25 protein-coding genes are annotated in these 25,564 nt (G+C 70.9%); 8 read left to right on the forward strand and 17 right to left on the reverse strand.

The annotated features are described in order from the left end of the window. Nucleotides 1-112 precede the first annotated feature (112 nt). Together ACIRCZ_RS10205 and ACIRCZ_RS10210 are read right to left on the reverse strand one after the other, a co-directional pair. Nucleotides 113-679: a PIN domain-containing protein gene (locus ACIRCZ_RS10205; RefSeq protein ID WP_055897862.1), complete on the reverse strand. Its 567-nt coding sequence runs from the start codon at nucleotides 677-679 to the stop codon at nucleotides 113-115. Between the two features lie 2 nt (nucleotides 680-681). Beyond that, nucleotides 682-1,260 (reverse strand): helix-turn-helix domain-containing protein, encoded by a 579-nt coding sequence (locus tag ACIRCZ_RS10210; protein ID WP_402852560.1) that lies wholly within the window; start codon nucleotides 1,258-1,260, stop codon nucleotides 682-684. A gap of 24 nt (nucleotides 1,261-1,284) precedes the next feature. On the opposite strand from ACIRCZ_RS10210, the gene ACIRCZ_RS10215 reads away from it, so the two are divergent. After that, a complete protein-coding gene (locus ACIRCZ_RS10215; RefSeq protein WP_055898951.1) occupies nucleotides 1,285-1,656 on the forward strand; it encodes a hypothetical protein in 372 nt (123 codons plus the stop codon). 27 nt (nucleotides 1,657-1,683) lie between these two features. Here the strand turns inward: ACIRCZ_RS10215 and ACIRCZ_RS10220 are convergent, their stop codons facing one another. Genes ACIRCZ_RS10220 through ACIRCZ_RS10245 form a run of 6 tightly spaced genes read right to left on the reverse strand, consistent with a single transcriptional unit; the run spans nucleotide 1,684 to nucleotide 7,242 of the window. Continuing rightward, nucleotides 1,684-2,979 (reverse strand): sensor histidine kinase, encoded by a 1,296-nt coding sequence (locus ACIRCZ_RS10220; RefSeq protein WP_402852563.1) that lies wholly within the window; start codon nucleotides 2,977-2,979, stop codon nucleotides 1,684-1,686. Then, a complete protein-coding gene (locus ACIRCZ_RS10225) occupies nucleotides 2,976-3,653 on the reverse strand; it encodes a response regulator transcription factor (RefSeq protein ID WP_402852566.1) in 678 nt (225 codons plus the stop codon). The genes ACIRCZ_RS10220 and ACIRCZ_RS10225 overlap by 4 nt, the downstream gene beginning before the upstream one ends. Before the next feature lie 38 nt (nucleotides 3,654-3,691). Continuing rightward, nucleotides 3,692-4,504, reverse strand: coding sequence for an FAD:protein FMN transferase (locus tag ACIRCZ_RS10230; RefSeq protein WP_402852569.1), 813 nt, complete (start codon nucleotides 4,502-4,504; stop codon nucleotides 3,692-3,694). Next, nucleotides 4,501-5,043, reverse strand: a complete 543-nt coding sequence (locus ACIRCZ_RS10235; RefSeq protein WP_055897855.1) for an FMN-binding protein — start codon at nucleotides 5,041-5,043, stop codon at nucleotides 4,501-4,503. Before ACIRCZ_RS10235 ends, ACIRCZ_RS10230 begins: the two co-directional genes overlap by 4 nt. After that, a complete protein-coding gene (locus ACIRCZ_RS10240) occupies nucleotides 5,040-6,410 on the reverse strand; it encodes a ferric reductase-like transmembrane domain-containing protein (RefSeq protein ID WP_402852573.1) in 1,371 nt (456 codons plus the stop codon). Before ACIRCZ_RS10240 ends, ACIRCZ_RS10235 begins: the two co-directional genes overlap by 4 nt. A gap of 49 nt (nucleotides 6,411-6,459) precedes the next feature. Continuing rightward, nucleotides 6,460-7,242 (reverse strand): hypothetical protein, encoded by a 783-nt coding sequence (locus ACIRCZ_RS10245; RefSeq protein ID WP_402852576.1) that lies wholly within the window; start codon nucleotides 7,240-7,242, stop codon nucleotides 6,460-6,462. Between the two features lie 74 nt (nucleotides 7,243-7,316). On the opposite strand from ACIRCZ_RS10245, the gene ACIRCZ_RS10250 reads away from it, so the two are divergent. The 5 genes from ACIRCZ_RS10250 (at nucleotide 7,317) to ACIRCZ_RS10270 (ending at nucleotide 11,910) form a co-directional block, all read left to right on the forward strand. Beyond that, nucleotides 7,317-7,982: a response regulator transcription factor gene (locus ACIRCZ_RS10250; protein ID WP_402852579.1), complete on the forward strand. Its 666-nt coding sequence runs from the start codon at nucleotides 7,317-7,319 to the stop codon at nucleotides 7,980-7,982. Continuing rightward, nucleotides 7,979-9,016, forward strand: coding sequence for a sensor histidine kinase (locus ACIRCZ_RS10255; protein WP_402852581.1), 1,038 nt, complete (start codon nucleotides 7,979-7,981; stop codon nucleotides 9,014-9,016). The genes ACIRCZ_RS10250 and ACIRCZ_RS10255 overlap by 4 nt, the downstream gene beginning before the upstream one ends. 99 nt (nucleotides 9,017-9,115) lie before the next feature. Further along, complete coding sequence (locus tag ACIRCZ_RS10260) at nucleotides 9,116-10,648, forward strand: hypothetical protein (protein ID WP_402852584.1); 1,533 nt, start codon at nucleotides 9,116-9,118, stop codon at nucleotides 10,646-10,648. A 55-nt stretch (nucleotides 10,649-10,703) separates the two neighbouring features. After that, on the forward strand, nucleotides 10,704-10,829 hold the full coding sequence (locus tag ACIRCZ_RS10265) for a hypothetical protein (protein WP_402852587.1): 126 nt from the start codon (nucleotides 10,704-10,706) through the stop codon (nucleotides 10,827-10,829). Next, the gene (locus ACIRCZ_RS10270; RefSeq protein WP_402852590.1) at nucleotides 10,822-11,910 is read left to right on the forward strand and encodes a S66 peptidase family protein; all 1,089 of its coding nucleotides are present in this window, start codon (nucleotides 10,822-10,824) and stop codon (nucleotides 11,908-11,910) included. Before ACIRCZ_RS10265 ends, ACIRCZ_RS10270 begins: the two co-directional genes overlap by 8 nt. Before the next feature lie 125 nt (nucleotides 11,911-12,035). On the opposite strand, the gene ACIRCZ_RS10275 is transcribed toward ACIRCZ_RS10270, so the two are convergent. Together ACIRCZ_RS10275 and ACIRCZ_RS10280 are read right to left on the reverse strand one after the other, a co-directional pair. After that, a complete protein-coding gene (locus tag ACIRCZ_RS10275) occupies nucleotides 12,036-12,932 on the reverse strand; it encodes a serine hydrolase (RefSeq protein WP_402852593.1) in 897 nt (298 codons plus the stop codon). After that, nucleotides 12,925-13,884: a LysR family transcriptional regulator gene (locus tag ACIRCZ_RS10280; RefSeq protein WP_402852596.1), complete on the reverse strand. Its 960-nt coding sequence runs from the start codon at nucleotides 13,882-13,884 to the stop codon at nucleotides 12,925-12,927. The genes ACIRCZ_RS10275 and ACIRCZ_RS10280 overlap by 8 nt, the downstream gene beginning before the upstream one ends. An 87-nt stretch (nucleotides 13,885-13,971) precedes the next feature. On the opposite strand from ACIRCZ_RS10280, the gene bla reads away from it, so the two are divergent. After that, entirely contained in the window at nucleotides 13,972-14,895 is a 924-nt protein-coding gene (gene bla, locus ACIRCZ_RS10285; RefSeq protein WP_055897830.1) for a class A beta-lactamase, read from the forward strand. Between the two features lie 24 nt (nucleotides 14,896-14,919). Here bla and ACIRCZ_RS10290 read toward each other — a convergent pair whose 3' ends face one another. The 7 genes from ACIRCZ_RS10290 to ACIRCZ_RS10320 all read right to left on the reverse strand — a co-directional run bounded on the left by ACIRCZ_RS10290 (nucleotide 14,920) and on the right by ACIRCZ_RS10320 (nucleotide 23,884). Continuing rightward, the gene (locus ACIRCZ_RS10290) at nucleotides 14,920-16,095 is read right to left on the reverse strand and encodes a DUF1524 domain-containing protein (RefSeq protein WP_402852600.1); all 1,176 of its coding nucleotides are present in this window, start codon (nucleotides 16,093-16,095) and stop codon (nucleotides 14,920-14,922) included. Nucleotides 16,096-16,168: 73 nt separating this feature from the next. After that, nucleotides 16,169-16,444: a hypothetical protein gene (locus tag ACIRCZ_RS10295; RefSeq protein ID WP_055897824.1), complete on the reverse strand. Its 276-nt coding sequence runs from the start codon at nucleotides 16,442-16,444 to the stop codon at nucleotides 16,169-16,171. 41 nt (nucleotides 16,445-16,485) lie between these two features. Continuing rightward, the gene (locus tag ACIRCZ_RS10300; protein WP_402852604.1) at nucleotides 16,486-17,478 is read right to left on the reverse strand and encodes an RNA polymerase sigma-70 factor; all 993 of its coding nucleotides are present in this window, start codon (nucleotides 17,476-17,478) and stop codon (nucleotides 16,486-16,488) included. Continuing rightward, on the reverse strand, nucleotides 17,475-18,680 hold the full coding sequence (locus ACIRCZ_RS10305; RefSeq protein ID WP_055897821.1) for an NAD(P)/FAD-dependent oxidoreductase: 1,206 nt from the start codon (nucleotides 18,678-18,680) through the stop codon (nucleotides 17,475-17,477). Before ACIRCZ_RS10305 ends, ACIRCZ_RS10300 begins: the two co-directional genes overlap by 4 nt. A 204-nt stretch (nucleotides 18,681-18,884) precedes the next feature. Continuing rightward, nucleotides 18,885-21,833 carry an SNF2-related protein gene (locus tag ACIRCZ_RS10310; RefSeq protein WP_402852608.1) on the reverse strand — a complete coding sequence of 983 codons (2,949 nt, stop codon included), beginning with the start codon at nucleotides 21,831-21,833 and terminating at the stop codon, nucleotides 18,885-18,887. A 51-nt stretch (nucleotides 21,834-21,884) separates the two neighbouring features. After that, a complete protein-coding gene (locus ACIRCZ_RS10315) occupies nucleotides 21,885-22,658 on the reverse strand; it encodes an SDR family NAD(P)-dependent oxidoreductase (protein WP_402852611.1) in 774 nt (257 codons plus the stop codon). A 32-nt stretch (nucleotides 22,659-22,690) separates the two neighbouring features. Beyond that, on the reverse strand, nucleotides 22,691-23,884 hold the full coding sequence (locus ACIRCZ_RS10320; RefSeq protein WP_402852614.1) for an alpha/beta fold hydrolase: 1,194 nt from the start codon (nucleotides 23,882-23,884) through the stop codon (nucleotides 22,691-22,693). A 151-nt stretch (nucleotides 23,885-24,035) separates the two neighbouring features. Here ACIRCZ_RS10320 and ACIRCZ_RS10325 point away from each other — a divergent pair, with 151 nt between their 5' ends. Beyond that, nucleotides 24,036-25,559, forward strand: a complete 1,524-nt coding sequence (locus ACIRCZ_RS10325; protein ID WP_402852617.1) for an ATP-dependent DNA ligase — start codon at nucleotides 24,036-24,038, stop codon at nucleotides 25,557-25,559. Nucleotides 25,560-25,564: the final 5 nt, after the last annotated feature.

Below are 25,564 nucleotides of genomic sequence, written 5' to 3' on the forward strand. Positions count from 1 at the left end.
CGTGGCTGGTCCCGGTCCTCGCGTGTCATTGGCGAGGCGCACACGGTGATACCCCACCTAAAGCGTCCTACCGTGAGGCGCCTGGCACCGAGGGCGCGACAGCCGTTGCACCCTATGCAGCCAGCTCGTCACGCACGCGTTGAGCGAAAACCCGCGCTCCGCTGCGCGAGAGCCGATCCAGCAGTTGCGCGGGTTCGACCGGCGGACGCTTCATCGCGGCCGCCTGCTCGGTAATGATTCGGCACGCGCCCTTCGGTGAGAGGTCGAACTGGTCGAGTAGGAACTCATCGAGCCGGACAGCTTTGAGTCCAAGAGCACCAAGCGCGCGGTCTGGAAAGTCTTTCGTGTTCTCCGTCACGATCACGTCGGCCCTGCCAACCAACGCGGCCGCCACCACGTGCGCGTCGTTCGGATCCGGAAGCTCGATGGAGTTCACCAGCGTTTCCCAACCCCTGACCAGGGCATCGTCGAATGCCTCGTTCATCGACCTGAACCGGCTACGAAACCGATTCGGGTCAACGTCTGGGTGAATGCGCTCCAGAGCACGCTGAGCCTCGTCAATGACCTTCGCGGACCACAGGGGCCGGAACGCTCCATTGTCAGCCATCCGAAGCATCGTGTCGCACGGTGCGACGGGCACCAGGACGCACGCGTCCAGAAAGGCCGAGAAGATGGCCAACGCTACGACTTCCGCGCCGCAGCCAAGGCATCTTGATATGCGTCAGCGTCCACGTCGTATAGACCATCCTCGTCCGCCTGACGAGTCAACTCATCGAGGCGGGCGCGCCGATCCGCCCTCTTGCGCTCCCGATATGCGAGCACATCGTGTAGTCGCAGGCGGCGATGGCGCGAGTCCCCCAGGCGATCGAACGGCAGTTCATTCTCGTCGAGGAGTCGGACGAGCGTGCTGCGGCTCACACCGAGCAAGCTGGCAGCTTGCTGCGTCGTCAACTGCCGATCGATCGGTTCAACGCTCACGGATTCGCCGTGCTGCATCGCCTTCACGACCTCTCGCAGCACATCGTATGCCTCCATGGGCAGAGGGATTTGCTCGCCGTCGGGGCCAACCAGGACAGCGGGCGCCGTGTGGTGCTCAAGGAACTGCGCTAGGTCCAGGAGTTCGCGGAGATCCTGCGGCGGGTCAACGACAACTGGGTCCTTGCTCCTTGCGCGTGTGTTAGCGATCATGAATAGATTATCGCCCAAAACGTTCAAAACGTCCATATCGTTCATCGCGTCCAGCGAATCCTGACCGGGCACCCGACCGCCCCCTATGCTGTGCGCATGAGCACGAAGAGCAAGCAGGGGCCGCATCGGGAAGAGACGCTCGACATCGGGGCGGGAGTCGGGCGGGGTGCGTGGGGTGCGTTCGCCGGGCTGATCGTCGCGGTGCTGATCGCGTATCCGCTGTCGGCGTGCATCGCGTTCGCCACGCATCCGGCAACGCAGAAGCTGTTCGGCGGGAGGCTCGAATCGGCGTCGCAGTTCGGGTTCCAGGCGTTCTGGTGGATTCTGGCGCTGGGGTGCCTCGCGCTGCCGTTCCTGGTCGGCTTCGGAATCGCGAAGCTGTCGAAGCGCACGCTCGGGGTCATCGGCGGAATCGTCGGGATCTTCCTCATCCTGGTGATCGTGTTCGGGCAGGTCTTCGCGTTCTGACCCGTCCCGACCGGACTCGCCTGACCGTCAGCCGCGCGGGGATGCGGGGAGGCGCACCGTGACGCGGCCTCCGGCACCGGCGCCGCCGACGCCGTCGTTGCTCACCGCGACCGTCCCCCGGTGGCGTTCGACCACCTCAGCGACGAGGGCGAGGCCCAGGCCGTAGTGGCGCGCGACCTCGTCGGTCGCCCGTGACGATGCGAAGCGCTCGAAGACGCGGCGGTCGGCTCCGTCCGCGAAGCCGGGGCCGTCGTCGCTGACGCTGAGGATCACCGAGCCCCTGTCTCGCCTGGTTTCGACGAGGACTCGGGATGCGGCGTGATCCACCGCGTTGTCGACCAGCGCCACCACCATCCTCCGCAGCGAAACGGGGGCGCCGGACACGACGGCCGGCGCCGGCGCAGCCCCACCGTCCGACGCAGCCACGCCCGCGGGCTCAGCACCCGCCTCACTCCACCCGCGCGTCTCGCCCCCGCCGCGCGTCTCGATCCGCACCCCGCGCTCCACCGCGCGCGCCTCCGCCGCGCGCGCTACAGCGGCGGCCACAGCGCCGAGGTCCACCTGCTCCGCCTCCGTCGCCTGGCGCGGGTCGGCCGCGATCAGCAGGTCTTCGACGATCTCGGTGAGGGCCTTGCTGTCGTCGACGATCTCGTCGATGCCCGACCGCACCTCCTGGTCGACGGCGGGGGACGCATCCCGTGCCCTGCGGCGCACCAGCTGGGCGCGCGTGCTGAGCAGCGTCAGCGGGGTGCGCAGCTCGTGGCTAGCGTCGGCGACGAAGCGCCGCTGCAGGGCGAGCGCGTCGGCCAGCGGTCGCATCGCTCGACGGGCGATGAACACGGCGATGAACGAGGCGGCGACAGCGGCGACGATGCCGGAGATGACGAGGGCGACGACCAGCCGGTTCAGCTCCTCCTGCTGCTCGGCGAGGCTGTAGGAGATCTGCACCACCTTGCCGCGGCGCACGTCCGTGACGGTCAGATAGCTGATGCCGTCCGCCTGAATGGTCGACGTCTCCGGAGCGCCGCCCGCCTCGACGCGGGAGAGGGCCGCCTGGTCCGGCAGGCCGTCCGGCATCCCGGGCGAACTGTCCGTGCCCTGCGGCGAGATCACCGTGATCAGCAGGTTGCGCGGGGCGTCGTGCACGGAGTCGACCATGGATGCGTCGGCCAGCGTGCGCTTCGCCGACTCCGCCTGGCCGGCCGAGACGACCGCGTAGACCACGAAGCCGAGCACGGCGAACAGCACCAGGATGACCGCGGTGAACTGCACGGCGAGCCTGGTCGCGGCGGAACGGGCCTCCCTGCGCTCCGGGGACGTCACGATGCCGACCCCATCCGGTAGCCGAGGCCGCGGACGGTCTCGATCAGATCGCGGCCGAACTTCTTGCGGAGGTGGTGCACGTAGGTGTCGACCACGCCGGGGTCGTCTGCGTCGGCGAAGACGCTCTCCAGGAGCACAGCGCGGGAGAACACCTGCGTCGGGCGCCTGGCGAGCTGTTCCAGCAGCGCCGACTCGCGCTCGGAGAGCACGACGCGCGCGCCCTCCGCTGTGACGACCGTCCTGTTTCCGACGTCGAGCATCCCGCCGCGGAAGCGCACAGCGGAGGCGGCGGAGCCAGTGGATGCGCCCCTGCGCCTCAGCACGCGCAGCCTGGCCAGCAGTTCGTCGATGTCGAACGGCTTCGCCAGATAGTCCTCCGCACCGCCGTCGAGGCCTTCGACCCTGTGGGCGGCGTTGCCGAGCGCGGAGAGGATCAGGACGGGGACCGTCGCACCGCTGGCGCGGAGACGGCGCAGCACGTCGAGCCCGTCGATGATCGGGAGCCCGCGATCGAGCACGATCACGTCGACCTCCTCGGTCAGCCCGAGGTGCAGTGCGCGCTGGCCGTCCTTCGCCACGACGACCTCGTAGCCCTCCGAGGCGAGCAGTTCGGTCAGCATCCCGGCCAGGCGTGCGTCGTCCTCGGCAACCAGTACGCGGGGTGTCCCGTTCACTGTCGCAGTATAGGTGTCCGCTCCCTTCTCCATCCCGTTCACGCCAGTGGATGCGCGAAGTCGATGACACCGGCCCCGAGCAGTTCCCCGGCGTCGGTGAGGGCCAGCACGCCGCGAGCACCGCGCAGCACAGCCCAGTCGATCCCTGCAGGGCCGAGGGCGAAGACGGCTGTCGCGAGGATGTCGGCGGTGGTGAGGTCGTCGGCGATCACCGTCGCACTGAGCAGGCCGGTCGCCGGCGCGCCGGTGCGGCCGTCCACGATGTGGGCGCCGCGCTCGTACGCGCCGGAGGTCGCGACGGCGGCGTTGCTCACCGACAGCACCGCGAGCATCGCGGCGGGGTCGGCGGGGGTGCGGACCCCGACGTTCCACGCATCCACCGCCGCAACGCCTTCCCCGGCACCGCCTTCCCCGGCACCGCCTTCCCTGTCGCGCTCAGAACCGTCACCGCCAGGGCCGTCCCCGACCACCACGTCGCCACCCGCGTTCAGGCAGAACCGGCGCACCCCGCCCGCACGCAGCTCCCCGGCCGCACGCGCGGCCGCCCAGCCCTTGACCACGCCGTCCAGATCGAGCGTCCCTTCGGGCCTGTGGATGCGGAACGCGCCACCAGACGCCCGCTCTGCCTCCTCGCCCAGCGCGATCGTCTCGGCCAGGTCCGCACTGAACGCGGAAGGGCCGAGCTCACCGCGGTTGGCAGCGCTCACCTCGCTGTCCGGCCGGTAGACGCTGAACCGCGCATCCGCCTCGCGCAGCACGGCGAAGGCGCGCGCTGCCGCGTCGGAGTGGTCGCCCGCATCCCGGATGTCGATGGACATCGGGATGCCCATGACGGTCTCGACGAACCTCACAGTTGGTCGATCGCCGACTGGAGCGACTGGATGTAGCCCTCCGAGGTGTACGTCGCGCCAGAGATCGTGTCGATCTTCGCGGACTGCGACGACATCGCCTCCTGGGTGAGCATCGGCACCGCCTGCTCGTTGATCGAGACGCTTCGCCTGTCCTGGTTCGGGGTCTGCAACGCGGTGATCGCCGTGATGGTCGAACCGGAGAACGTCACCTGGAGCTGGATGGGACCGTAGCGGGTGTCGACCGTGCTCCCCGTGATGACCTTGGTGGCCGACGCCGTCGCTGTCGACGGGGTCGACGTCGCAGACGGGCTGGGGGTGGAGGCGGACGAACCCGTGCCGGTGGACGTCGAACCGGTCGTGCCGGTCGACCCCGTCCCGGAGCCCGTCGACCCCGTCCCCGAGCTCGTCGTCCCGGCGACGGCCGCCGTCGTCGCCGTACCCTGCTCGCCGATGCCGTACAGCTTCAGGCCGATGGTCCCGCCCATCACCACGACGATCACCGTGAACAGGATCGTCCCGCGCCACTTCTTCTGACTCATGACATGCTCAGTTCTTCTCGGTGGATGAAGCGCCCGGGCATCCCGAGCTCTCGGAGGGTCAGTTCCGCCCTGTCCGCCATTCCCTCGGGGCCGCAGATGAAGGCCTCCCAGTCGCGCAGAGCGGGGATGAAGTTCTGCATCGCCGGCACATCGAGCGGGTCGTAGCCGAGCTCGCCGCGCCTGCCGGGCGCCGGCACCACGATCACGCCGCGCATGGCCTGCAGTTCGGCGAGCAGCGCGAGGTGAGCCGTCGAGTGCGCGCGGTACAGGACGACGGGCTGCGCGCCGCGGTCGGCCAACTCCTCTGCGAGCGCCCGGATCGGCCCGATGCCCGCCCCTCCCGCGATCAGCAGGATGCGCGACCTGCTCGCCCTGTCGGCGGTGAAGTGTCCGAACGGCCCCTCCGCGAAGACGAGCGTGCCCTTCTTCAGGCCGGCCAGTCTGGTCGAGTGGTCGCCGAGCGCGCCGACCGTGATGCGCAGGTAGCCGTCGGACGGCAGGCGGGACACCGAGTACGGGTGCGCTGTGAGCAGGTGCCCCCAGGCGAGGAAGCGGAAGTTCATGAAGTTGCCTCCGCGGACGCCGAGGTCGCCCAGCCGGTGACCGCTGAGCCAGACGCTCGACACACCCTCCGCCTCCTGGATGACCGCTTCGACGCGCATCCGATGACGCCACGCATCCATCGTCGGGAGCACGAAACGCCAGGTGAGCACGGCTGCGGCCGTCCCGAGGTACAGCGCGATCCACAGGATGCGGTTGACCGGCTCCCCGACGAAGTGCGCCCCGCCGCTGAGCTGGTGGAAGAAGGTGAGGAAGACTGCGACGTACGTGGTGACGTGCAGCCAGTACCAGACCTCGTACGACAGCTTCGAACGGATCCACCTGGCGCTGCTCAGCCCGACGACGAGGAACGCGATGGTGCCGATGAGCGCGGTCAGCATGTCCGGGTAGCTCTGCAGCATCGAGACGAACTCGTCCCACGGCATCGCCTTGTCGAGCAGTTCGCCGCCGACGACCATGAAGACGACGTGCGTGATCACCAGGAAGACCACGGATGCGCCGAGCGAGCGGTGCCAGGACACCAGCCGGTCGAGCCCGACCGCCCGCTCGAACCACGGCACCCTGGCGATCAAGAGCACCTGGGCGCAGACGAGGTAGGCGCCGAGCATCCCGCTCAGCTCGCCGACGGTGGTCGCGACGCTGGCCGGGGTGGTGGTGAACGTGGCAGGCACGGTGGCCCACCACATCCACAGCACCCCGACGAGACCGGCCGCCAGCACGATGCGGACGGTGAGGGAACGCCGCCGCCTGGCCGCGTGGCCGGCTGCGCGCGCTGCGACTCTGCGCGGTGTCGCGATCGCAGTCATGGTCTGATCTCCATGACATCAACGATCGCTGGTGATTCTTGCGCGATTCTTACTCCGGCTGGGGAGGGGCTGAGGCCTTCCTATGGGTTTGCCCAGCACGCAGCCCCTGCTGCTTCCGGCGCGACCCGCTGAACGCGACGACGATCACGATCGCAGCGAACAGCACGAGGCTCACCTGCCCCGTTCCGAAACCCAGCCCGTGGCGCGCGTGCGACACGGCCAGCCAGTCCGAGATGGATGCGCCGAACGGCCGGGTGAGCACGTACGACATCCAGAACGCGGCCGTGCCGCCGAGGCCCCACCAGCGGTATGCGGCACCGGGGAGGGCGAACAGCACCAGAAACACCAGGCCGGACGCGAGGTAGCCGAGACCGAAGGTGACCGCGGTGAGATCGCCGACCGCCGTGCCGAGCGCGAAGGTGGTCATCACCGCCGCCCAGTAGAAGAACTCGCGCGGCCTGGTGTCGATCGTGTGCACGGACAGTGTGCGCTGCGTGCCGTACCAGAGTGCGAACACCGCGGCCAGGATCACCAGGAACGCCGTGGTGGAGACCAGGTACGGCACGCCGAACTGCACGTGGATGACGTCGGCGACCATCGTCCCGAACACCGCCACCATCAGCACGGCGAACCAGTAGACCCAGGAGATGTACCGGCGCACGGCGAACTGCAGCACGAGGGCGACGGCGAGCACCAGCGCAGCGCCGGCCACCGCCACGGGCGGATCGATCTGGTGCACGAGGAAGTCGGAGGTGGTCTCCCCCATCGCCGTGGTCAGCACTTTCGCCACCCAGAACAGGGCGGTCACCTCGGGGACTTTGTTGCGCAGCACCAGCACACTCTGCCGAGTCGGTTCCAAGAAAGCGCTAAGGCGCATCCACTGGCCGGGCAGTATGGTGAGCGATCATGGACCGGGAAAGACAACGCCTGCTGCTGGTGGAGGACGACCAGCAGCTCGGCCCGCTGATCGAGCAGGTGCTCGCGGAGACCTACGACGTCACACTGGTCGCCGATGGCGACGACGGGCTTCGCGTGGGTCTGGAGGGGACCTTCGACGCGATCGTGGTCGACCGCAGACTCCCCGGGCTGGACGGGGTGACCATCGTGGAGACGCTGCGCGCCCGCCGGGTCGTCACGCCCATCCTGATGCTGACGGCGCTCGGCAGCCTCGGCGACAGAGTCGACGGTCTGGATGCGGGCGCGAACGACTACCTGGTGAAGCCGTTCGAGTTCGACGAGCTGCTCGCCAGGCTCCGCGCGATCACGCGGACCTTCACCGGCGAGGGTCCGTCGCTGCCGGTGGGCGAGTGGCAGTTCTACCCGGAGAGCCGCTGCATCTACTCGCCGTACGACGGGCGCATCCAGCTGACCGTGCGGGAGAACGCGCTGCTGCGGCTCCTCGCGGAGAACCCGCTGCGCACGTTCACCCGCCGCCAGATCCTGAGCGAAGTGTTCGAGAGCGACGAGCAGCCGGGGACGGTCGACACCTACGTGCACTACGTGCGACGCAAGACGGACAAAGACCTGATCAGCACGGTGCGCGGCGAGGGTTACCGGCTGGGGCGGCCGTGACGCGCCGCGCAGAGAACGATGTGGATGCGACGGCCGTCCGTCGTGCATCCAGGGTGGTCGGCCTGCAGATCACCATCGCCTCCGGCGCGCTGGTCATCGCCGCGATCGGAGTGGCGTTCTTCTTCGTCCTCGACCAGCTCCGGCCTGCAGAGCTCGCGGAGAAGCCGCGGCCCGGCGAGCACAAGATCTACATCGACACCACAGAGGCGATGGTCGCGTTCGTCGTGGTCGGTGTGCTCGCGGTCGCGGTGGCAGGGCTCGCCAGCCTCATCATCACGCGCCGCGCCGTCGAGCCGCTCGGAAGGGCGCTGCGGATGCAGCGGACGTTCGTGCAGGACGCGAGTCACGAGCTGCGCACTCCGCTGGCCGTGCTCGACGCGCGCCTGCAGATCCTGCAGCGCGCCCTCGCAGCCGACGACCCGTCCTCGCCGATCGTCGCAGAGCTGCGCACGGACACGCGCGCCCTGATCGACATCGTGAACGACCTGCTGCTCGCCGCGGAGCCCGTCCAGGATGCGCCGGCTGGCCCGACCCGCGTCCTCTCCTCCGTCGGCAGGGCCGTCGACGCGATGCGCGTGCTCGCCGAGCCGCACGGCATCCTGGTGCAGGTGGATTCGGACACCGAGCAGGACCCGCAGGTCGCGATGCCTGCTGCGAGCCTGCAGCGCTGCATCACCGCGCTGGTGGACAACGCCATCGCCCACTCGCCGGACGGGTCGACGATCACGGTCGCGGTGCGCGTGCAGGGACGGACGGTGCTGCTGACGGTGACCGACCAGGGCGGCGGCATCCAGGGGATCGACCCCCGACGGATCTTCGACCGGTTCGCGCGGGCGCCCAGGACCGCGACGGGCGACGCTGGTGTCGCATCCCGCTCTGCGAGCAGTACTCGCCCGAGCTTCGGAATCGGCCTCGCCCTGGTCCGCGACCTCGCGGCACGCGCAGGAGGGAGCGTCGACGTGGCGGCGACCGGCGACGACGGGACGGTGCTCAGGTTGAGCCTGCCCAGCCTGCCGATCCGCTCAGGTTCCTAGCGTGTCGCGCTGTCTTGGAGGATTCTGAGACACAACAGGATGGACTGGGGGGAACAGTCCGCCCTGCGTGGGTTCGCCTGTGAGAGGGGAGGTCACCCGGTGGCATTCGTCGCGACGCGTCCAGCGCCGACCCGTGTCCGGCCGCTCTCCGACGCCCGTTGGTTCGTCGCGACCGTCGCCGGGCTCCTGGCGACTCTGCTCTCCGCTGCCGGCTCGTGGATCCCGTCGCTGTGGGGCGACGAAGCGGCCAGCCTCATGTCCGCCCAGCGTTCCCTGCCGTCTCTGGCGTCGATGCTCGGCCACGTGGACGCCGTGCACGGCGCGTACTATCTGGGCCTGCACGTGTGGGTGCATCTCTTCGGCACCTCCCCGTTCGTGCTGCGCTTCCCCAGCGCGGTAGCCGTCGGACTGACGACTGCCGCGGTGGTGGTGCTGATCTGGCGACTGGACGGACGCCGGATGGCGATCGTCGCCGGAGCGGTCTGCATGATCCTGCCTCGCGTGACGTACATGGGCGAGGAAGCCCGCTCGTTCGCGTTCAGCGCCGCCGGTGCCGCCTGGCTGACTGTGCTGCTCGTCGAGATCCTGCACAGGCGGGAGGTGGGCCGCCGCTGGTGGTTCGCGTACGGCGTGATCCTCGCGGTCGGCACATACGTGTTCCTCTACGTCGCCCTGTTCGTCCTGGTGCACGCGATCATCCTCGCTACGGTTCGCGTGCGGAGGGCGACCCTGATCGGCTGGGCGGCCGCGGTCGCCGGAGCCGCGGTCGCCGCGCTGCCTCTCGGTGTCGCCGGGCTCCTCGAGCACCACCAGATCTCCTACCTGACCCAGACGGATCAGGCATCGTTCCAGATCCTGTTCAGCTCGCTCTGGTTCAGCTCCTGGTGGGTGGCCGCTGCGGCCTGGGCGCTCATGCTGGCCGCTGTGTGCATCCCGTGGTGGATGCGGACGCGCGCCGGCGTGCGCAACTCCTGGATGGCGACCAGGACCACGCCGACGCCGATCGCGGTGGGGGTCGCCTGGCTGGTCGTGCCGACCGGGGTGCTCGTCGCCGCGCACACCGTGATCCCCGATTTCACCGCCCGCTACGTCTCGTTCTGCGCTCCGGCCGCCGCGATCCTGGTGGCGTACGGGCTCCGGACGCTGTTCACGCTGCGCGCCTGGGCGGGCATCGCGGCCGGGGCGGTGCTGCTGGCCCTGATCGTCCCTGCCTACGTCGGGCAGCGCACGCCGTACGCCAAGAACGACAGCGACTGGGCGGAGCTCAGCGCGGTGATCGGCGCCCACGCCCATCCGGGGGACGGCGTGATCTTCGACGAGGGCGCCCGCCCCTCCCGGCGGCCCCGGCTGGCCATGCACACCTACCCCGCCGGGTTCACCGGGCTGGTGGACGTCACGCTCGAGGTGCCGTTCCAGCAGAACTACACCTGGCACGACACCGCGTACACCGTCGACCAGGCCGACTCCCGCGGCCGCCTCGCCGGGATCGAGCGCGTGTGGCTGATCGAATACGCGGAGACCCCGGCGACGCCCGACAGCTGGGGGCTGGTGCCGCTGGAACGCGAGGGGTTCGTGCAGACCGGGCTGCGGATAGCCACGCACTCGGAACTGGTGATCGAGCTGGAGCGCTGACCGAAGCGCGCCGAGCATCCCCTGCCGGTAGCGCATCCACTGCCGGTAGATTGCAGTGGACACCATCACAGGGGGGATGCGGATGCGCGCGGTGATCCTCGGCGGCACGGGCGCCATCGGCGGAGCGACGGCGGAGCGGCCGGCGCTGGACGAAGTTGACGGGGTGCGTCGGCATGGCTGATCGCCTGGCTCCCTCGCCGCTGATCGCGCCGCCCAAGCTCCGGCCGGGCGACCGGGTCGCCGTGCTCTCGCCGTCGTTCGCCGCACCGGGATTCGCGCCGGAGGTGCACGAGCAGGCGATGCGGAGACTCGCGGAGGCCACCGGGCTCGTTCCCGTCGAGTTCTCGACGACACGGCTGCTCGATGCCTCTCCCGAAGCGCGGGCTGCCGACCTCAACGCCGCTTTCGCCGACCCGGCCATCCGCGCGATTCTGGCGACCATCGGAGGCGACGACCAGATCACGGTGATCCCCCACCTCGACGCGGCCGCCGCTGTCGCGAACCCGACGATCTTCCTCGGGTACAGCGACAACACGAACATCCTGAACTGGCTCTGGAACCTCGGGATCGCGGCGTACTACGGCGGTTCGACCCAGGTGCAGCTGGGCGCAGGACCCGGCATCGACGACATCCACCTGGCCGCGCTGCTGGCCTCGCTCCTCGACGGCGGACGGCTCGACGTGACCGACCCCGGCGTCTCCGAGGACTTCGGGATCGACTGGCGCTCCCCGCTCGCCCTGACCGAGCACGGCGACCGCGAGGCGACGGAGCCGTGGGTGTGGGCGGGAGCGGAGAAGCGCGTGGTCGGTCCGACCTGGGGCGGCTGCATCGAAGTGGTGGACCAGCTCGCGGTCGCCGACCGGCTGCCGCCGGTGCAGGCGCTGCGCGGGGGCATCCTGCTGCTGGAGACGAGCGAGGAGGTGCCGCCGGCGCGAGTGGTCATGCGCTGGGTGCGCGCCCTCGGCGAGCGCGGAGTGCTCGAGGCCGTCTCTGCTGTGCTGCTGGCGCGGCCCCCGGCGAGCGAGTTCGGGAACATTCCGTCCGCCCCCGACCGAGCGGCGTACCGGGCGGAGCAGAGCGCGACGGTGATCTCCGAGGTGCTGCGGTACAACCCGGATGCGGTCGTCTGCACCGGCGTGCCGTTCGGCCACACGCGGCCCCAGTGGATCCTGCCGTACGGCGGGCTGATGGAGGTCGACGGCGTGACGAGACGGATCGTGGCGGACTATGCGGGAGTCGGGGGCGCGGTGAGCGGGCGATGAGCTCGTGATGACGGCGATGGCCGTCCGGTCAGGCGCGATCGGCTACGCCCAGGCTGCATAAAGTTCTTCCGCGGACGCCAGGGCGGTTTTTGCGAAGTACAGATTGCAGCGCCACGCCTCACCGCTCACCCCCACAGGCGGGCGTGCAGCTCCCGCACCGCCGCGCCCAGTGCCGCCTCCGCCGCCGGCTGCGTGGTTGCGGGGACAGTGGATGCGCTGAGCGCGACGATCGCGAAGCGGGAACCGTCCGCGTGCTCGAGCACCCCCGCCTCGTGCCGCAGGTTGAGCAGCGTTCCCGTCTTGGATGCCCAGCGGGCGTCGTCCGAGGCGAGGTCGGGAGCGAGGCGGTGGCGCGCGGTGTTGCCGTGCAGGTGCTCGCGGAGTCGCTCGGCGGCGGCCGACGGGATGCCCCGCTCGCGCCAGATCGCCTCCAGGAGGTCGGCGAAGCCACTCGCGGTGACAGTGTTCGTCCTGGCCACGTCGAGCTGCCGCACCGGATGGCCGTTCGCCGGGGTGCTCCCGCGGATCGCGAGCGTGTGGGCGAGGTGGGCGTCGTCCGGCCCGAGGCGTTCGAGCGGTGTGTCTGACAGGTCGGCGAACGGGTGCCGGACGGCGATCCCCCTGATGCCGAGCCTGTCCAGGTCGGCCATCACCGCTGCGGCGGGGACGATGCCGAGCAGAGCGTCCGCTGCACCGTTGTCGCTGATGGTGATCGCGAGCGACACGAGATCGTCCACGGCGACGGTCGACGGGTGACGGAACCTGCCCGTGCCAGGCGTGCCCTCCGCAGGATCGCCGGGCGGCACCGTCACGGGGAAAGCGCCGTCGAGCCTGCCGTCGGCGATTCTGAGCAGGACCGAGAGGGCGATCGGGACTTTCGCGAGCGACGCGGCCGGCGTAGGGACGTCCGCGTCGATGGCGATCTCGCGGCCGGAGTCGATGTCGCGGACGACGATGGATGCTCGGAGCCCGGCGCCCGCGAGGCCTGCACGGATGTTGTTGAGGAGGCGCTGGTCAGGCATGCGGGTCTCCAGGCGGTCGCACCGCAGGCGGTCGCACCCCGAGCGCCCGCACCGCGGGCGGTCGCAGCGCATCCACCGCACCGAGCGCCGCCGCGAGCTCATCCGCTACCGCCGCGCGCACCACGTCCACGTCGTGCGCGCTGTCCCCGGCGAGGGCGTAACCGCGGGCGATGTCGAGCCCGGCGAAGGGCCGCCAGTGCAGCCCGAGGTCGTCCGCCTCCGCTCTGGTGCAGAGCAGCAGATCCCCGTCGGCGAGCACCGCGGCGAGGGCGGACGTGATCGACGCATCCACCGGGAGCTGCCCTGGCAGGAGTCCGGCGGCGTAACCAGCGCGGGTGAGCAGGTCCCGGACGTGCGGGAGGTCGTCCTCCGGCCCGATCCGGATGCGTGAGCCAGCGTCACCATCCCGTCGCGCGCTGGCGCCGCGGGACGTGCGCAGCCCGTCCAGCCGGAGCGGGCGATCGGACGGGCGGCGCCCCGCGGCGCCGAGCTCCGCGATCCAGGCCGCCTCATCCGCCGGCACGGCGAGCACCGCGACCCGCACCGCGAGGGTCGTTGCCAGCTCGGCGCGCCGGAGAGGAGGCGCCGTGCGGAACTCGAGCCGCAGGCCGACAGCGCGACCTGCCGCATCGGCGACCGCGAGATCCCTGGTCGGGCATCCGGTCGGCACCGCGACCGTCACAGGGCGGAGCCGCGCGCGTTCGGCGTCGAGCTCCACCTCGTCGGCCAGGCGGACGAGCCTGCGCGCGGACGGCACGAGGTCGCGGCCGAACGCCGTGAGGACGGCGCGGCGCGCGTTCCGTTCGAGGAGCGGCGCGCCGAAGTGCCGCTCGAGCGCAAGGATGCGGCGGCTCGCGACGGACTGCGCCACATCCAGGGCAGCGGCCGCGCGCGTGACCGTGCCGCGCTCGTCGAGTTCGACGAGCACCCGGAAAGCCGCGATCAGGTCCACCGCAGCAGCCTACGCTCATGCCCGATCAGCATGGGTCGGCGCGATCCGGTCTTCGACGGGATGAGTCGGACAGGCGAGGGTGAGGGGATGAACTCTCGCACACGATTCGTCCTCCGCGCCGCGGTGGTGTCCGTCGCGGTCTCCACCGCGGTCACCGGATGTCAGGTGGCCTCGCCGACCGCCCTTGCGCCGACGGCCGCTGTCTCGTCCACCTCCGGTACCTCCGAGGCCACGACGCGGGCGTTCGCCGCTCTCGAGCGCAGCCACGCAGCGGCCCTCGGGGTCACCGCGATCGACACCGGCAGCGGGCGCACCGTCGGCTTCCGGGCGGACGAGCGCTTCCCGTTCGCGTCGTCGAACAAGACGTTCATCGCCGCCGCCACCCTGCAGCGCGCGACGACGGCCGACCTCGATACCGTCATCCACTACACGCAAGCAGACCTCCTCGACTACGCCCCGATCACGAGCCGCTTCGTCGACACCGGCATGACCGTGCGCGAGCTCATCGACGCCATGCTCCGCTTCAGCGACAACACGGCGGCCAACCTGCTCGTCGCCCGTCTCGGCGGCCCGGATGCGGTGGAACAGTGGATGCGCGGGATCGGCGACCGCGTCACGAACGTCGACCGCGTCGAACCCGACCTCAACGCGGCGATCCCCGGCGACCCCCGCGACACGACGACGGCCGCCCAGTTCGCCACCGACCTGCGCTCGGTGGTGCTGGGGAAGACCCTCGAGACCGCCGACCGCACACTGCTGCGGAACACGATGCTCGACAACACGACGGGCGACGACACCATCCGCGCAGGCGTCGACCCCGCCTGGCCGGTCGCCGACAAGACCGGAACGGGCGAGTACGGCGTGCGCGACGACATCGCCGTGGTGTACCCGGCAGGGCGGGCGCCGATCGTCGTGGTGGTGCTGACGAGGAAGGACGCGCCGGACGCGACGCCGGACAACGCTCTGCTCGCCGAGGCGACGAAGATAGCCGTGGCTGCGCTTCGCCGGTAGGGGCGCGCGGACGGTGCTGACCGGCTACTCGCAGGCGACGCCGTCCCCGTCACGGTCGAGCTTGCGCGAGTAGCCGGGCTCGCCGACGTGGATGGGCGCGACGCCTGCCGCCCGTGCTGCTGCGCAATTGGGGTAGAAGGCGTCGGCGGGCGCGGGCGGAGCCGGGGCTGGCGGAGCGGGCGGGGCGGGGGCTGGCGGAGCCGGCGCAGGCGGAGCCGGCGCAGGCGGAGCCGGCGCAGGCGGAGCCGGCGCAGGCGCAGCGGGTGCGGGCGGCGCAGGGTCGGCGTTCACCGATTCGGCCGTCGACTCCGGCTGCGGAACGGGAAGTGGTGCGAACGGCGACACGGGTGCCTGCTGGTCCGCGCATCCGGAGAGCACGCGGGCGATGGCGTCGTGCTCGGCCTTCGTCACCCACAGTCCGTACGTGGCCTTCACCGACACCTGGCGGGCGACGTACGCGCACCGGAAGTCCTTCTTCGGCGGCAGCCACGTGGCTGCGTCGCCTGCGCTCTTCTGGGCGTTGACGGCGGCTCCGACCGCGATCAGGTTCAGGGGGTCGTTCGCCAGACTGATCCGCTGTGCCCGCGTCAGGTTCTGGGCGCCGGTCTCCCACGCGTTCAGCAGCGGGACGACGTGGTCGATCTGCACGGCCAGCGATGTGGTGTTCCCGCGGGTGAACGGGATCGTCTTTCCCGTATACGCGTCCAGCAGCGTCCCCGACACCACCCGGCAGCCGCCGCTCACCGTCGCCGGGTGGAGGTCGCGGCCGAGGATGTCGTTGCGGGTGTCGCATCCGTTGCGGTCGACGTCGAGCCACGCCGCGCCGAACTCGCCGGTGCGGTCGTAGCCGGTCTTGGGCGCGCGTCCCTTGACCGGCAGCGTCTCCAGGAGGGCGGTCGCAGTGGTCTGCGTGGCCGAGGCGACGACGGATGCGGCGTCGACCGGCGCGGAGACCAGATCGGGCGCATCCGGCTCGGGGGTGACGGCGGGGGTCGGCGTGGAGCTGCGCGCCGCTCCGTTGCTCTGGGGCGTTGCGGCGGTCGCCCCGCAGGCGGCGAGGGCCGCGATCAGCCCCGCGGCGACGACGACGGCCGCTGCTCGCCGTCGCAGGCTCTCCCGGCGATCGTGGTGCGCCGGCCGGCCTGCCCGCTCTCCGCTGCTCTCGGCGGACGATTGCAGGGTGGGGCGCGGAGCAGACACGAACAGCAGTCTTTCAGGAAATCCACTGACTCCGCGCCCCCAGACCAGGGCGCATACATTGGATTTCAGTGGGTCAGGGTTGCTCGTCATCCTGACCGGGGCGCGACGCCGACCGGCGCCCGATCCCCCAGCCGACCAGGCCGGCGCCGATCAGCAGACCGACGATCGCGCAGGTCGCGCCGATCGCACGCTCCTCGGTCAGCGGGTACATGCCGCTGAACGTGCTGGACGACAGCGGCGAGTACGCGGTCCAGCCGAACGTGGCCGGCACGAACAGCAGCACGGCTCCGCCGATCACGACCAGCACGACAGCAACAGTGAGCAGCGCCCACACCACGATCCCCCGCATCGGCCCAGAGTACCGAGGCAACGCCGCACGCGCATCCACCCTCACCGGCGCGACAGCGGCGTCTCCTCCGTGACCCTGGTGAGCTTCTGCGGGTTGCGGACGAAGTAGAGGCCGACGATGCGGCCGTCAGCGACCTGGGCGGCGAGGACGCCGTCCATCACGCCGTCGACGCTGAGGACCAGGGCAGGGTTGCCGTTGACCGTGGTCGGAGCGCCGGTGACCGTCGCGCCCGTCTTGCGGATGCCGCCGGCGATGAAGCGCGCCACCTTCTCCGCGCCGACGATCGGGCGGAGTGCCGCCTGTTTCAGACCACCTCCGTCGCTGACGAGCACGACGTCTGGCGCGAGCACGGACAGCACCGCTTCCGTGTTCCCGGTCTCCACGGCGACACGGAACGCCTCAAGCGCGGCCCGCGCCTCCGCGGCCGACACCGGGACGCGCGGACGCCTGGCCTCGACGTGGCCGCGGGCGCGGTGGGCGATCTGCCGCACCGTGGCCGGAGCCCTGTCGACGGCGGCCGCGATCTCGTCGAAGCTGAATCCGAACACCTCGCGCAGCACGAACACCACGCGCTCGGTCGGGCCGAGGGTCTCCAGCACCACCATCAGCGCCATCGAGACGCTCTCCGCGAGCTCGGCGTCCTCAGCGACGTCCGGCGCGGTCAGCAGCGGCTCTGGCAGCCACGGGCCGACATACGCCTCGCGGCGACGCTGCACGGAACGCAGCCGGTTGAGCGCCAGCCTGGTCGCGATCCTCACCAGGTATGCGCGCTCGTTCTGGACCTTCGACCGGTCGACGCGAACCCAGCGCAGCCAGGTCTCCTGCAGCACGTCCTCCGCGTCGGCCGCGGAGCCGAGCATTTCGTAAGCGACCGTGAACAGGAGGTTGCGGTGCGCGACGAAGAACTCCGTCGCGTCCTCGGAGGCGGCGTCTCCCTCGTCCGCCTGTTCGTCCGCGAGCTCGTCAGTCAGCTCGCCGCGCGGCTCGTCCCCCCGCGCAACGCCCGGCTCGTCCCCACGTGCATCCCCGCTCACTTCCGCTCCCCTCGCCCGGCCACCGCCAGCGTGTCCGACTCTGCGAGCATACGGCGGCGGTCCCGATCGCCGAAGGCCGCCGGCAGCCTGGTCGCTCCCGGGTGCCGCGCTTCGAGCGTGAGCTGCTCGACCGTTCCCCAGCACACCAGCGCCTTCACCTTCGCGCCCGCGCGGCCGGAGATGAACGCGCGCGTCGCGGTGTCGTCCCTGTGCTCGAACTGGAAGATCCCGCTGTCGCGTCCGAGGCTCAGGCAGAGGCCGACGAAGCCGAGGGAGAACGGCGTCGGCTGCTCTCCCGCGATCCTGCGCAGCACCGTGTCGGCCGCGTGACCGCCGAGCGGGCCCGCCGCCTGGCAGCTCATCCGCACCGGAACGTCGGACGGAGCGGCAGAGTCGCCCGCCGCCACGATCCTGTCGTCGTCCACGCTCGTCAGTGTCTCGTCCGTGACCAGGCGACCGATCGCGTCGGTCGTCAGGCCGCTGCGGCGCGCGAGGTCGGGCACGCCGAAGCCGGTCGCCCAGATCGTCACCGCGCTCGGGATGCGGCGACCGTCTGACAGCTCGACCGCATCCGGAGTCACAGCGGTCACCCGCGAGCCTGGGCCGTCCTCGATCCGCACGCCGATGGCGGCCAGGCGGCGTGCGACCACCCGGCGAGCGCGCTGGTGCAGCGACGGGCCGAGCTGACCGGCGCAGAACAGCACGACGTCACGGCCCTGCTCGGCGAGCTCCGCTGCGGTCTCGATGCCGGCCGGGCCGGCGCCCACGACGCTCACCGGAGCCGCCGGATCTGCCGCGGCGAGCGCATCCCGTAGCCGCTCCGCATCCGCGAACTCGGCGATCGGCAGCGCGTGCTCGGCGGCGCCGGTCACCCCGAGGTCGCCGCGGCCGCTTCCCGCCGCGTAGACGAGGTGGTCGTATGCGATGCTGCCGCCGGACGCGAGGATCACTGTCCGCCGGGCTGCGTCGATGCGGTCGACCGTGTCCACCACGAGGCGGATGCGGTCGGCGAGCACCTTCCCGAAGTCGACGACGGCGTCGTCGGAGCCGCCGACGAGCTGGTGCAGCCGGATGCGCTCCACGAACATCGGCTGCGCGTTCACGAGCGTCACGGCGACATCGTCGCGCTTCGTCAGGCGGTTGGCGGCGGTCACACCGGCGTATCCTCCGCCGATGACGACGACCTGGTGCTGGGTGGTCATGGTGTCTCCCTTTTTCGTATCCATGCACCATCAGGACACCGGCCGAGTCCGGGATGTGACACGAACCTCGACGAACGCTCCAAGCCGGCCCAGCCCATCCCGGCCCAGCCCATCCCGGCCCAGCCCATCCCGGCCCAGCCCATCCCGGCCCAGCCCATCCCGGCCCAGCCCATCCCGGCCCAGCCCATCCGGGCCCATCCCGCCTCAGCTGTCGAGCAGCCCCCGGATGTCGTCCGCACTCAGCGTCCCGTCGAACGCGCCGCCCGGGTCGTCCATCAGCGCCTCGAACAGGCGGGCCTTGCGCTCCTTCAGCGCCATCACCTTGTCTTCGATGGTGTCGTCGGCGATCATCCGGTACACCATCACGTTCTTCTGCTGGCCGATGCGGTGGGTGCGGTCGATGGCCTGCGACTCCGTCGCCGGGTTCCACCACGGGTCGAGCAGGAAGACATAGTCGGCCTCTGTCAGGTTCAGGCCGAAACCGCCCGCCTTGAGGCTGATCAGGAACGCCGGGGCGTCGCCGTCCCGGAAGCCGTCGATGACCTCGTCACGGCGGCGGGTCGAGCCGTCGAGGTATGCGTACCCGATGCCGCGCTCGTCGAGCCGGACGGCGACCGTGCGCAGCAGACTCGTGAACTGGCTGAAGATCAGAGCCCGGTGGCCGCCGGCCACCACATCGGCGAGTTCGTCCAGCAGCACGTCGATCTTCGCCGACGGGATGCCCGCATACTGTGCGTCGACCAGGGTCGCGTCGAGCGCCAGCATCCGCAGGAGCGTGAGCGAGCGGAACACGATGAAGCGGTTGCGGTCCAGATCGTCGACCAGTCCGAGGATCTTCTGGCGCTCGCGCTGCAGCACGAGGTCGTACAGCCTGCGGTGCTTCGGTGCCAGCTCGACGCGCAGCACCTGCTCCTGCTTCGGCGGAAGCTCGGACGCGACCGCCTCCTTGGTGCGCCGCAGCATGAGCGGCCGCACCCGCTGCCGCAGCCGGACCAGCAGGTCGGGTCGGTCGCCCGCCGCGAGCGGCTTGAGGTACCGGTCGGTGAAGCTCGACCGCGGGGGCAGCAGGCCAGGCGAGACGACGCGGAAGATGGACCAGACGTCGAAGAGGTCGTTCTCCATCGGGGTGCCGGTGATCGCGAGCTTGAACGGCACCCGCAGATCGCGGGCGGCCTCGTGCGCCTTCGATGTCCTGTTCTTGATGAGCTGCGCCTCGTCGAGGATCAGCCCCGCCCATCCCACTGCCTGGTAGCGGGCGATGTCGAGCCGGAACAGTGCGTACGACGTGACCACCACATCCGCGCCGTCCGCGATGGTGCGCAGCGGGCGGCGGCTCTTCGCCTGGGTGGCCGTGACGGCGCGCACGCTGAGCTCCGGCGTGAATCGCGCGGCCTCCGCGACCCAGTTCGAGACCACAGAGGTGGGCGCGACGACGAGAAACGGCGGACCGCCGGGTTCCCTGCCACGGGCGTGGGCGATCAGCGCGAGGGTCTGCAGCGTCTTGCCGAGCCCCATATCGTCGGCGAGGACGCCGCCCAGCCCGTGCTCCCACAGGAAGGCGAGCCAGCGGAAGCCGTCGACCTGATATGGCCGCAGGGTCGCCGCGACGGACGCGGGCACGGCGACATCGTCGGGCGACTCGCCATCGCGGATCGCCCGCAGACCCTCCGCAGTACGCCGCCACGATTCGGCCTGGTGCGCCTCGTCGGCGAGCTCCACGAACTCCGACCAGAGGCTCGCCTGATACCGGCTGATCCGCAGCGAGCCCGGCTCCCACTCGTCCAGCGACTTCGCCTCGTCGATGAGCGCCCTCAGCCGGTCGAACACCGGCTGCTGCAGCGACAGATAGGACTTGTCGACCAGGAGCAGCTTCGGCCGGCCCTGCGAGAGCGCCTTGAACAGCGGAGTGAACGGGATCGTGCGCCCCTCGACGGTCACCAGTACGCCCAGGTCGAACCAGTCGCGCTTGTCCGTCTCCACTGTGGTCACCACGAGCTTCGGCGTGTCCACCAGCTCGCGGTAGTCCGGCCGGTCCCCGACGATGTCGACCCGGACGTCCTTCCGGCGTTCCAGCGCGGGCAGGAGCGTCGCGGAGAACTCCGCCGCGTCGAGCCCGGTGAGCTCTGCGGCGTGCGGACGCCACCCCAGCGCATCGACCAGTCCGCTGGGCACGGGATGCGCATCCACCGGCTCCTCGCCGATCGCGGACAGCCACGCCCAGTCCAGTTCGAGCCTGTCGTTCCCGGCGAAGGTGGCCGTGAGTACGAGCACGGGCGGCAGGATCTCCGAAAACTCGACGGACGCATCCGTGCTCACCACCTCGACCACGCCCTGCAGCCGCGGATAGTAGGAGCGCAGGAACTCGTCCGTCTCGTCCGCCGGCACCTCGATGGTGTCGTCGGCGGCGAGCAGCCGCCGCTGCTCAGCGCTCAGCGGCTTCGCCGTGCGCGCGAGCGTGAACCGGGGTGCTGGGTCGAGGCTCCAGAGGTAGATGCCGTGGTCGGCGATGGCCCCGGCCGCCGACCCTGGATGCGCCGTCTCCCCCACGATGGCGACCGTGCGCAATCGCAGGCCGCCGTCTGGCAGGGTGTCCGCATCCACTGCCACGGACGCGCCATCGGCGACGTCGACATCCGTCTCGCGCTTCCCCGTGACGAGCGCGATGCCCAGCCGCTCCCCCTCCTCGAGCAAAGGCCACAGCAGTGGACTCGCGAACTCGTCGATGGAGAGCCAGTCCGCCTCGCCTGGCACGTACACATCCCGACCGGCCCGGTGCAGCGCGGCGAACTGCCCGAACCAGGCGTGCTGCGCCGGATCGAGCGACAGCCGGTTGAGCAGATGAGGCAGCGCCGACCAGGTGAGCGAACCGCGAACCCAGTTGCCCGTGCCGCTCCGCATGACGGGACGCACCCCCAGCCGCAGCATCCCGCGAGCGCCCTTGCCTGCGTTCGCGACTGCCGCGGCGGTCGCGGTGCGGGACGTCGGCGCATCCCACCGGCCCGTGGATGCGCGCGTGCGCTCCCGCAGCTCGAACTGCAGCCCCAGCGCGGCGGCGCGGGCGGGCGCGGCGGCCAGGGAAGCCGCGGAGGCGGCGGGACGGGTGAGCCCGGAGACCTGCGCCTTCCACCCGGCGGGAGTGGGGGTGTCGGGCATGGGACTCAGCCTCTCACGCGCCGGGGACACGGGTGGGCGGACATCACCGGCTCACATCGTCTGCCGCATCCCGCCGTCGATGACGATGTCGGCGCCTGTCAGGTTGCCGAGGAGCGGGGACGCGATCATGGTGACGAGGGCGGCGACCTCCTCCGGCGTCGTGAAGCGGCCCGTCACCATCGCCTGCTCCGCGCCGTGCCGCACCTCCTCCGGGGTACCGCCGCCCGCTGCGGAGACCGTCTTGGCCACGCCGCCGTCGCCGAGCCAGAGCGCCGTCGCGACGGGGCCAGGGCTGATCGCGTTCACCCGGATGCCGCGCGGACCGAGCTCCTTCGAGAGGGACTTGCTGAAGCTGAGCACGGCGGCCTTCGCGGCGCTGTAGTCCATCACCAGCGGGTCGGCGAGTTTCGAGTTCTCGCTGGCGATGTTGACGATCGAGCCGCCCTCCGGGATCTTCCCGAGGAGCGCGCGCGTGACGCGCACCGTGGCGAGCGTGTTGAGGCCGTAGGTGCGCATCCAGTCGTCGTCGGTGATGGAGGCGAACCCGCCAGGGCGCGACGGTGCGGCCCCGACATTGTTGACCAGAAGATCGACAGGTGCGTCGACCTCGTCGGCGAACGCGGTGATCCTGGCCGGGTCGGACAGGTCGACGGAGACGAAACGGAAACGGTCGTCGGCCTGCAGGGCTGCGATGTCGTCCGTGACGGTCTTGGCGATGGCGGTCACGCGCGCGCCCTCGGCGAGCAGGGTGCGCACGATGGCGAGTCCGATGCCTCTGCTGGCACCGGTGACGATGGCGGTCTTGCCGTTCAGGTGAAGGTCCACAGTGCGAGAGTATGGCGCGGGTCGGGATTCGGCTAGCGTGCGTTCGCCGCGCCGCCGCCGTTCGCATCCAGCCAGTCCAGCACCCGCGGCACCGCCTTGTTCGCCACGGTGCCGTGCGTGGCACCGGGGATGCGGTCATAGGTGACCGCCGTGCCGTCGCCCTTCTCGCGCGCGACGAACGCGTCCGTCGCCTCCGGTCGCACCAGCTTGTCCGCCAGCCCCTGCGCCACGAACAGCGGTACAGCGATCCTGGCTGCGCCTGGCGTGTTCGCCGCGAGGAGCCCAGACCACGGTTCCGTCGTCTCCGGGTCGGCGGACAGGAAGGTGCCGATGAGCGGCTTCGCCACCGCGTGCAGGGCCGAGTTCTGGGTGAGGAGGCAGAAGCCGTTCATCGTGGGAAGGGCATCCACTGCCGCAGGGGTGAGGATGCTCCGCACCGGGACGTCGTACACGTCGGAGTACGCGGCGAACGCGTACGACGCGATGCTCACCCCGGAGACGTCGCCGATGTCGGCGCGCATCAGGCTGGCGAGATCGGTGGCCGGCGCGGCCACCGCTGCGGCGCGGATGTCGAGGTCCGGCGCGTACGATGCGGCGAGCTGGGCGGCGAACAGCACGGCCTGACCGCCCTGCGAGTGACCCCACAGCACCACCCGGTTGCTGGCCTCCGCGCCGAGGACGTCGCGGGCGGCTCTGGCGGCGTCGAGCACGTTCCTGCCCTCCGTCTCGCCGACGAGGTAGGAGTCGGGGCCCGGCACGCCCATCCCGGTGTAGTCGGTGTAGACGACGGCGTATCCACGGGCGAGCAGGTCGGTGAGACCTTCGACGAAGACGTACGGGTCGAAGAACCGCGACGGCGCGCACTTCTCCGCGCTTCCGGTGGTCGGGTGACCCCACGAGACGATCGTCCGGCCGCCGGCCGGGGCGGGGGCGTCGGGGACGACGAGGAGCCCACTGTTCACGACCGGCTTTCCGTCGAGGTCCGTGGAGCGGAACATGATGCGCCATGCGGCGGCGCCGGCCGGCTGCCCCGGCGCCTCCTCGGTGGCGATGAGAGAGCCAGGCGCGCCGCTCGGCAGCGGAGACGGCACGCGATAGAAGCTGCCGACGTACGGGCGGGCACCGAGGTCCTCCTCGACGCGGGTGGCCTGGGTGGGCGAGCACGCGGTCAGCGCCGCGACCACCGCCACCACCACGGCCACGACCCGCAACCCTCGCGCGCTCACACCCAAACGCTACCCGCTCCCGGCCCCTCTTCCCCTCTCTCCGAGGCAATCGAGCCGGGACTTGTGCACGCGACACGCCGGCGCAGGTGTGCACAAGTCCCGGCTCGATTGCTTGGGGAGGGGTGTCGGAAGGGGGTGGGAGGATGAGGGGGTGCTGGTTGACGCGCTGGTGAAGACTTCGGAGGCCGTCGCATCCACTCGGTCGCGGCTGGCGAAAGTGGATGCGCTCGCCGGGCTGCTCTCGCAGCTCGCGCCGGAGGAGATCGCACCGGCGGTCGGGCTGCTCGTCGGCAAGCCGCGCCAGGGCAGGGTCGGCGTCGGCTGGCGCGGACTGTCCGCCGCGATCGGCGCACCCGCGCCGCAGCCCTGCCTCACCATCGACGACCTGGATGCGCTGCTCGACCGGCTCGCCGCGCTGTCGGGCACAGGGTCGGCCGGGGACCGCACCCGCGAGTTGCGCGCGTTCACCGAGCGCGCCACCGCGGAGGAACAGGACTTCATCGCCAGGGCGCTCCTGGGCGAGATGCGCACGGGCGCCCTGGAGGGCGTCCTCACCGACGCCATCGCCAGGGCGGCAGACCGGCCAGGGGAGGTGGTGCGGCGCGCGGCGATGCTGACCGGCGACCTCGGCGAGACGGCCAGGCTCGCACTGACGGGCACAGCCGCAGAGCTCGCCGACGTCGGCCTGGTGGTCGGGCGGCCCGTGCAGCCGATGCTCGCGGGAACGGCAGCGAGCGCATCGGCCGCGCTGGCGACGACCGGCGAGGCGTCGGTCGAGTTCAAGCTCGACGGTGCGCGCATCCAGGTGCACCGGTCCGGCGACGACGTGCGGGTGTTCACGAGGAACCTCGCCGACATCACCCGTCGCGTGCCGGAGGTGGTCGAGGTCGTGCGCGGGATGCCGGTGCGCGACGTCATCCTCGACGGGGAGACCCTCTCTCTCGACGAGGACGGCGCGCCTCGTCCGTTCCAGGAGACGATGTCCCGGTTCGGGGCGGAGGCCGCGCGGGAGGCGGACCTGCATCCATGGTTCTTCGACGTGCTGCACGTCGACGGCCGCGACCTCCTCGACGAGCCGCTGTCTACGCGGATCGCCGAGCTGGAGCGGATCGCGGGCGCGCACCGCATCCCGGGCGAGGTCACCGACGACCCTGCGGTGGCGGAGCGGATCGCGGAGGATGCACTGGCGGCCGGTCAGGAGGGCGTGGTCGTGAAGGCGATCGACTCTCCGTACGCGGCGGGGAGGCGCGGGTCGTCCTGGATCAAGGTGAAGCCCGTGCACACCTACGACCTGGTGGTGCTCGCGTGCGAGTGGGGTTCCGGGCGACGGCAGGGCTGGCTGTCCAACCTGCACCTCGGAGCCCTCGACCCGGACGGCGAGTTCGGCGAACCGGGCGGCTACGTGATGGTGGGCAAGACGTTCAAGGGCCTCACCGACGAGTTGCTGCGCTGGCAGACGGAGCACTTCCTGGAGATCGAGGTGCGCCGCACGGCGGGGACGGTCTGGGTGACGCCGACGACCGTCGTGGAGATCGCGATCGACGGGGTGCAGCGCTCCAGCCGGTATCCGGGCGGGATCGCGCTGCGCTTCGCGCGGGTGAAGCGGTACCGCGACGACAAGGATGCGGCAGAGGCCGACACGATCCAGACGCTGCGGGGGCTGCTGCGGGAGTGACGAGG

It is taken from the genome of Leifsonia sp. NPDC102414 (assembly GCF_044765685.1).
GTDB lineage: Bacteria > Actinomycetota > Actinomycetes > Actinomycetales > Microbacteriaceae > Leifsonia.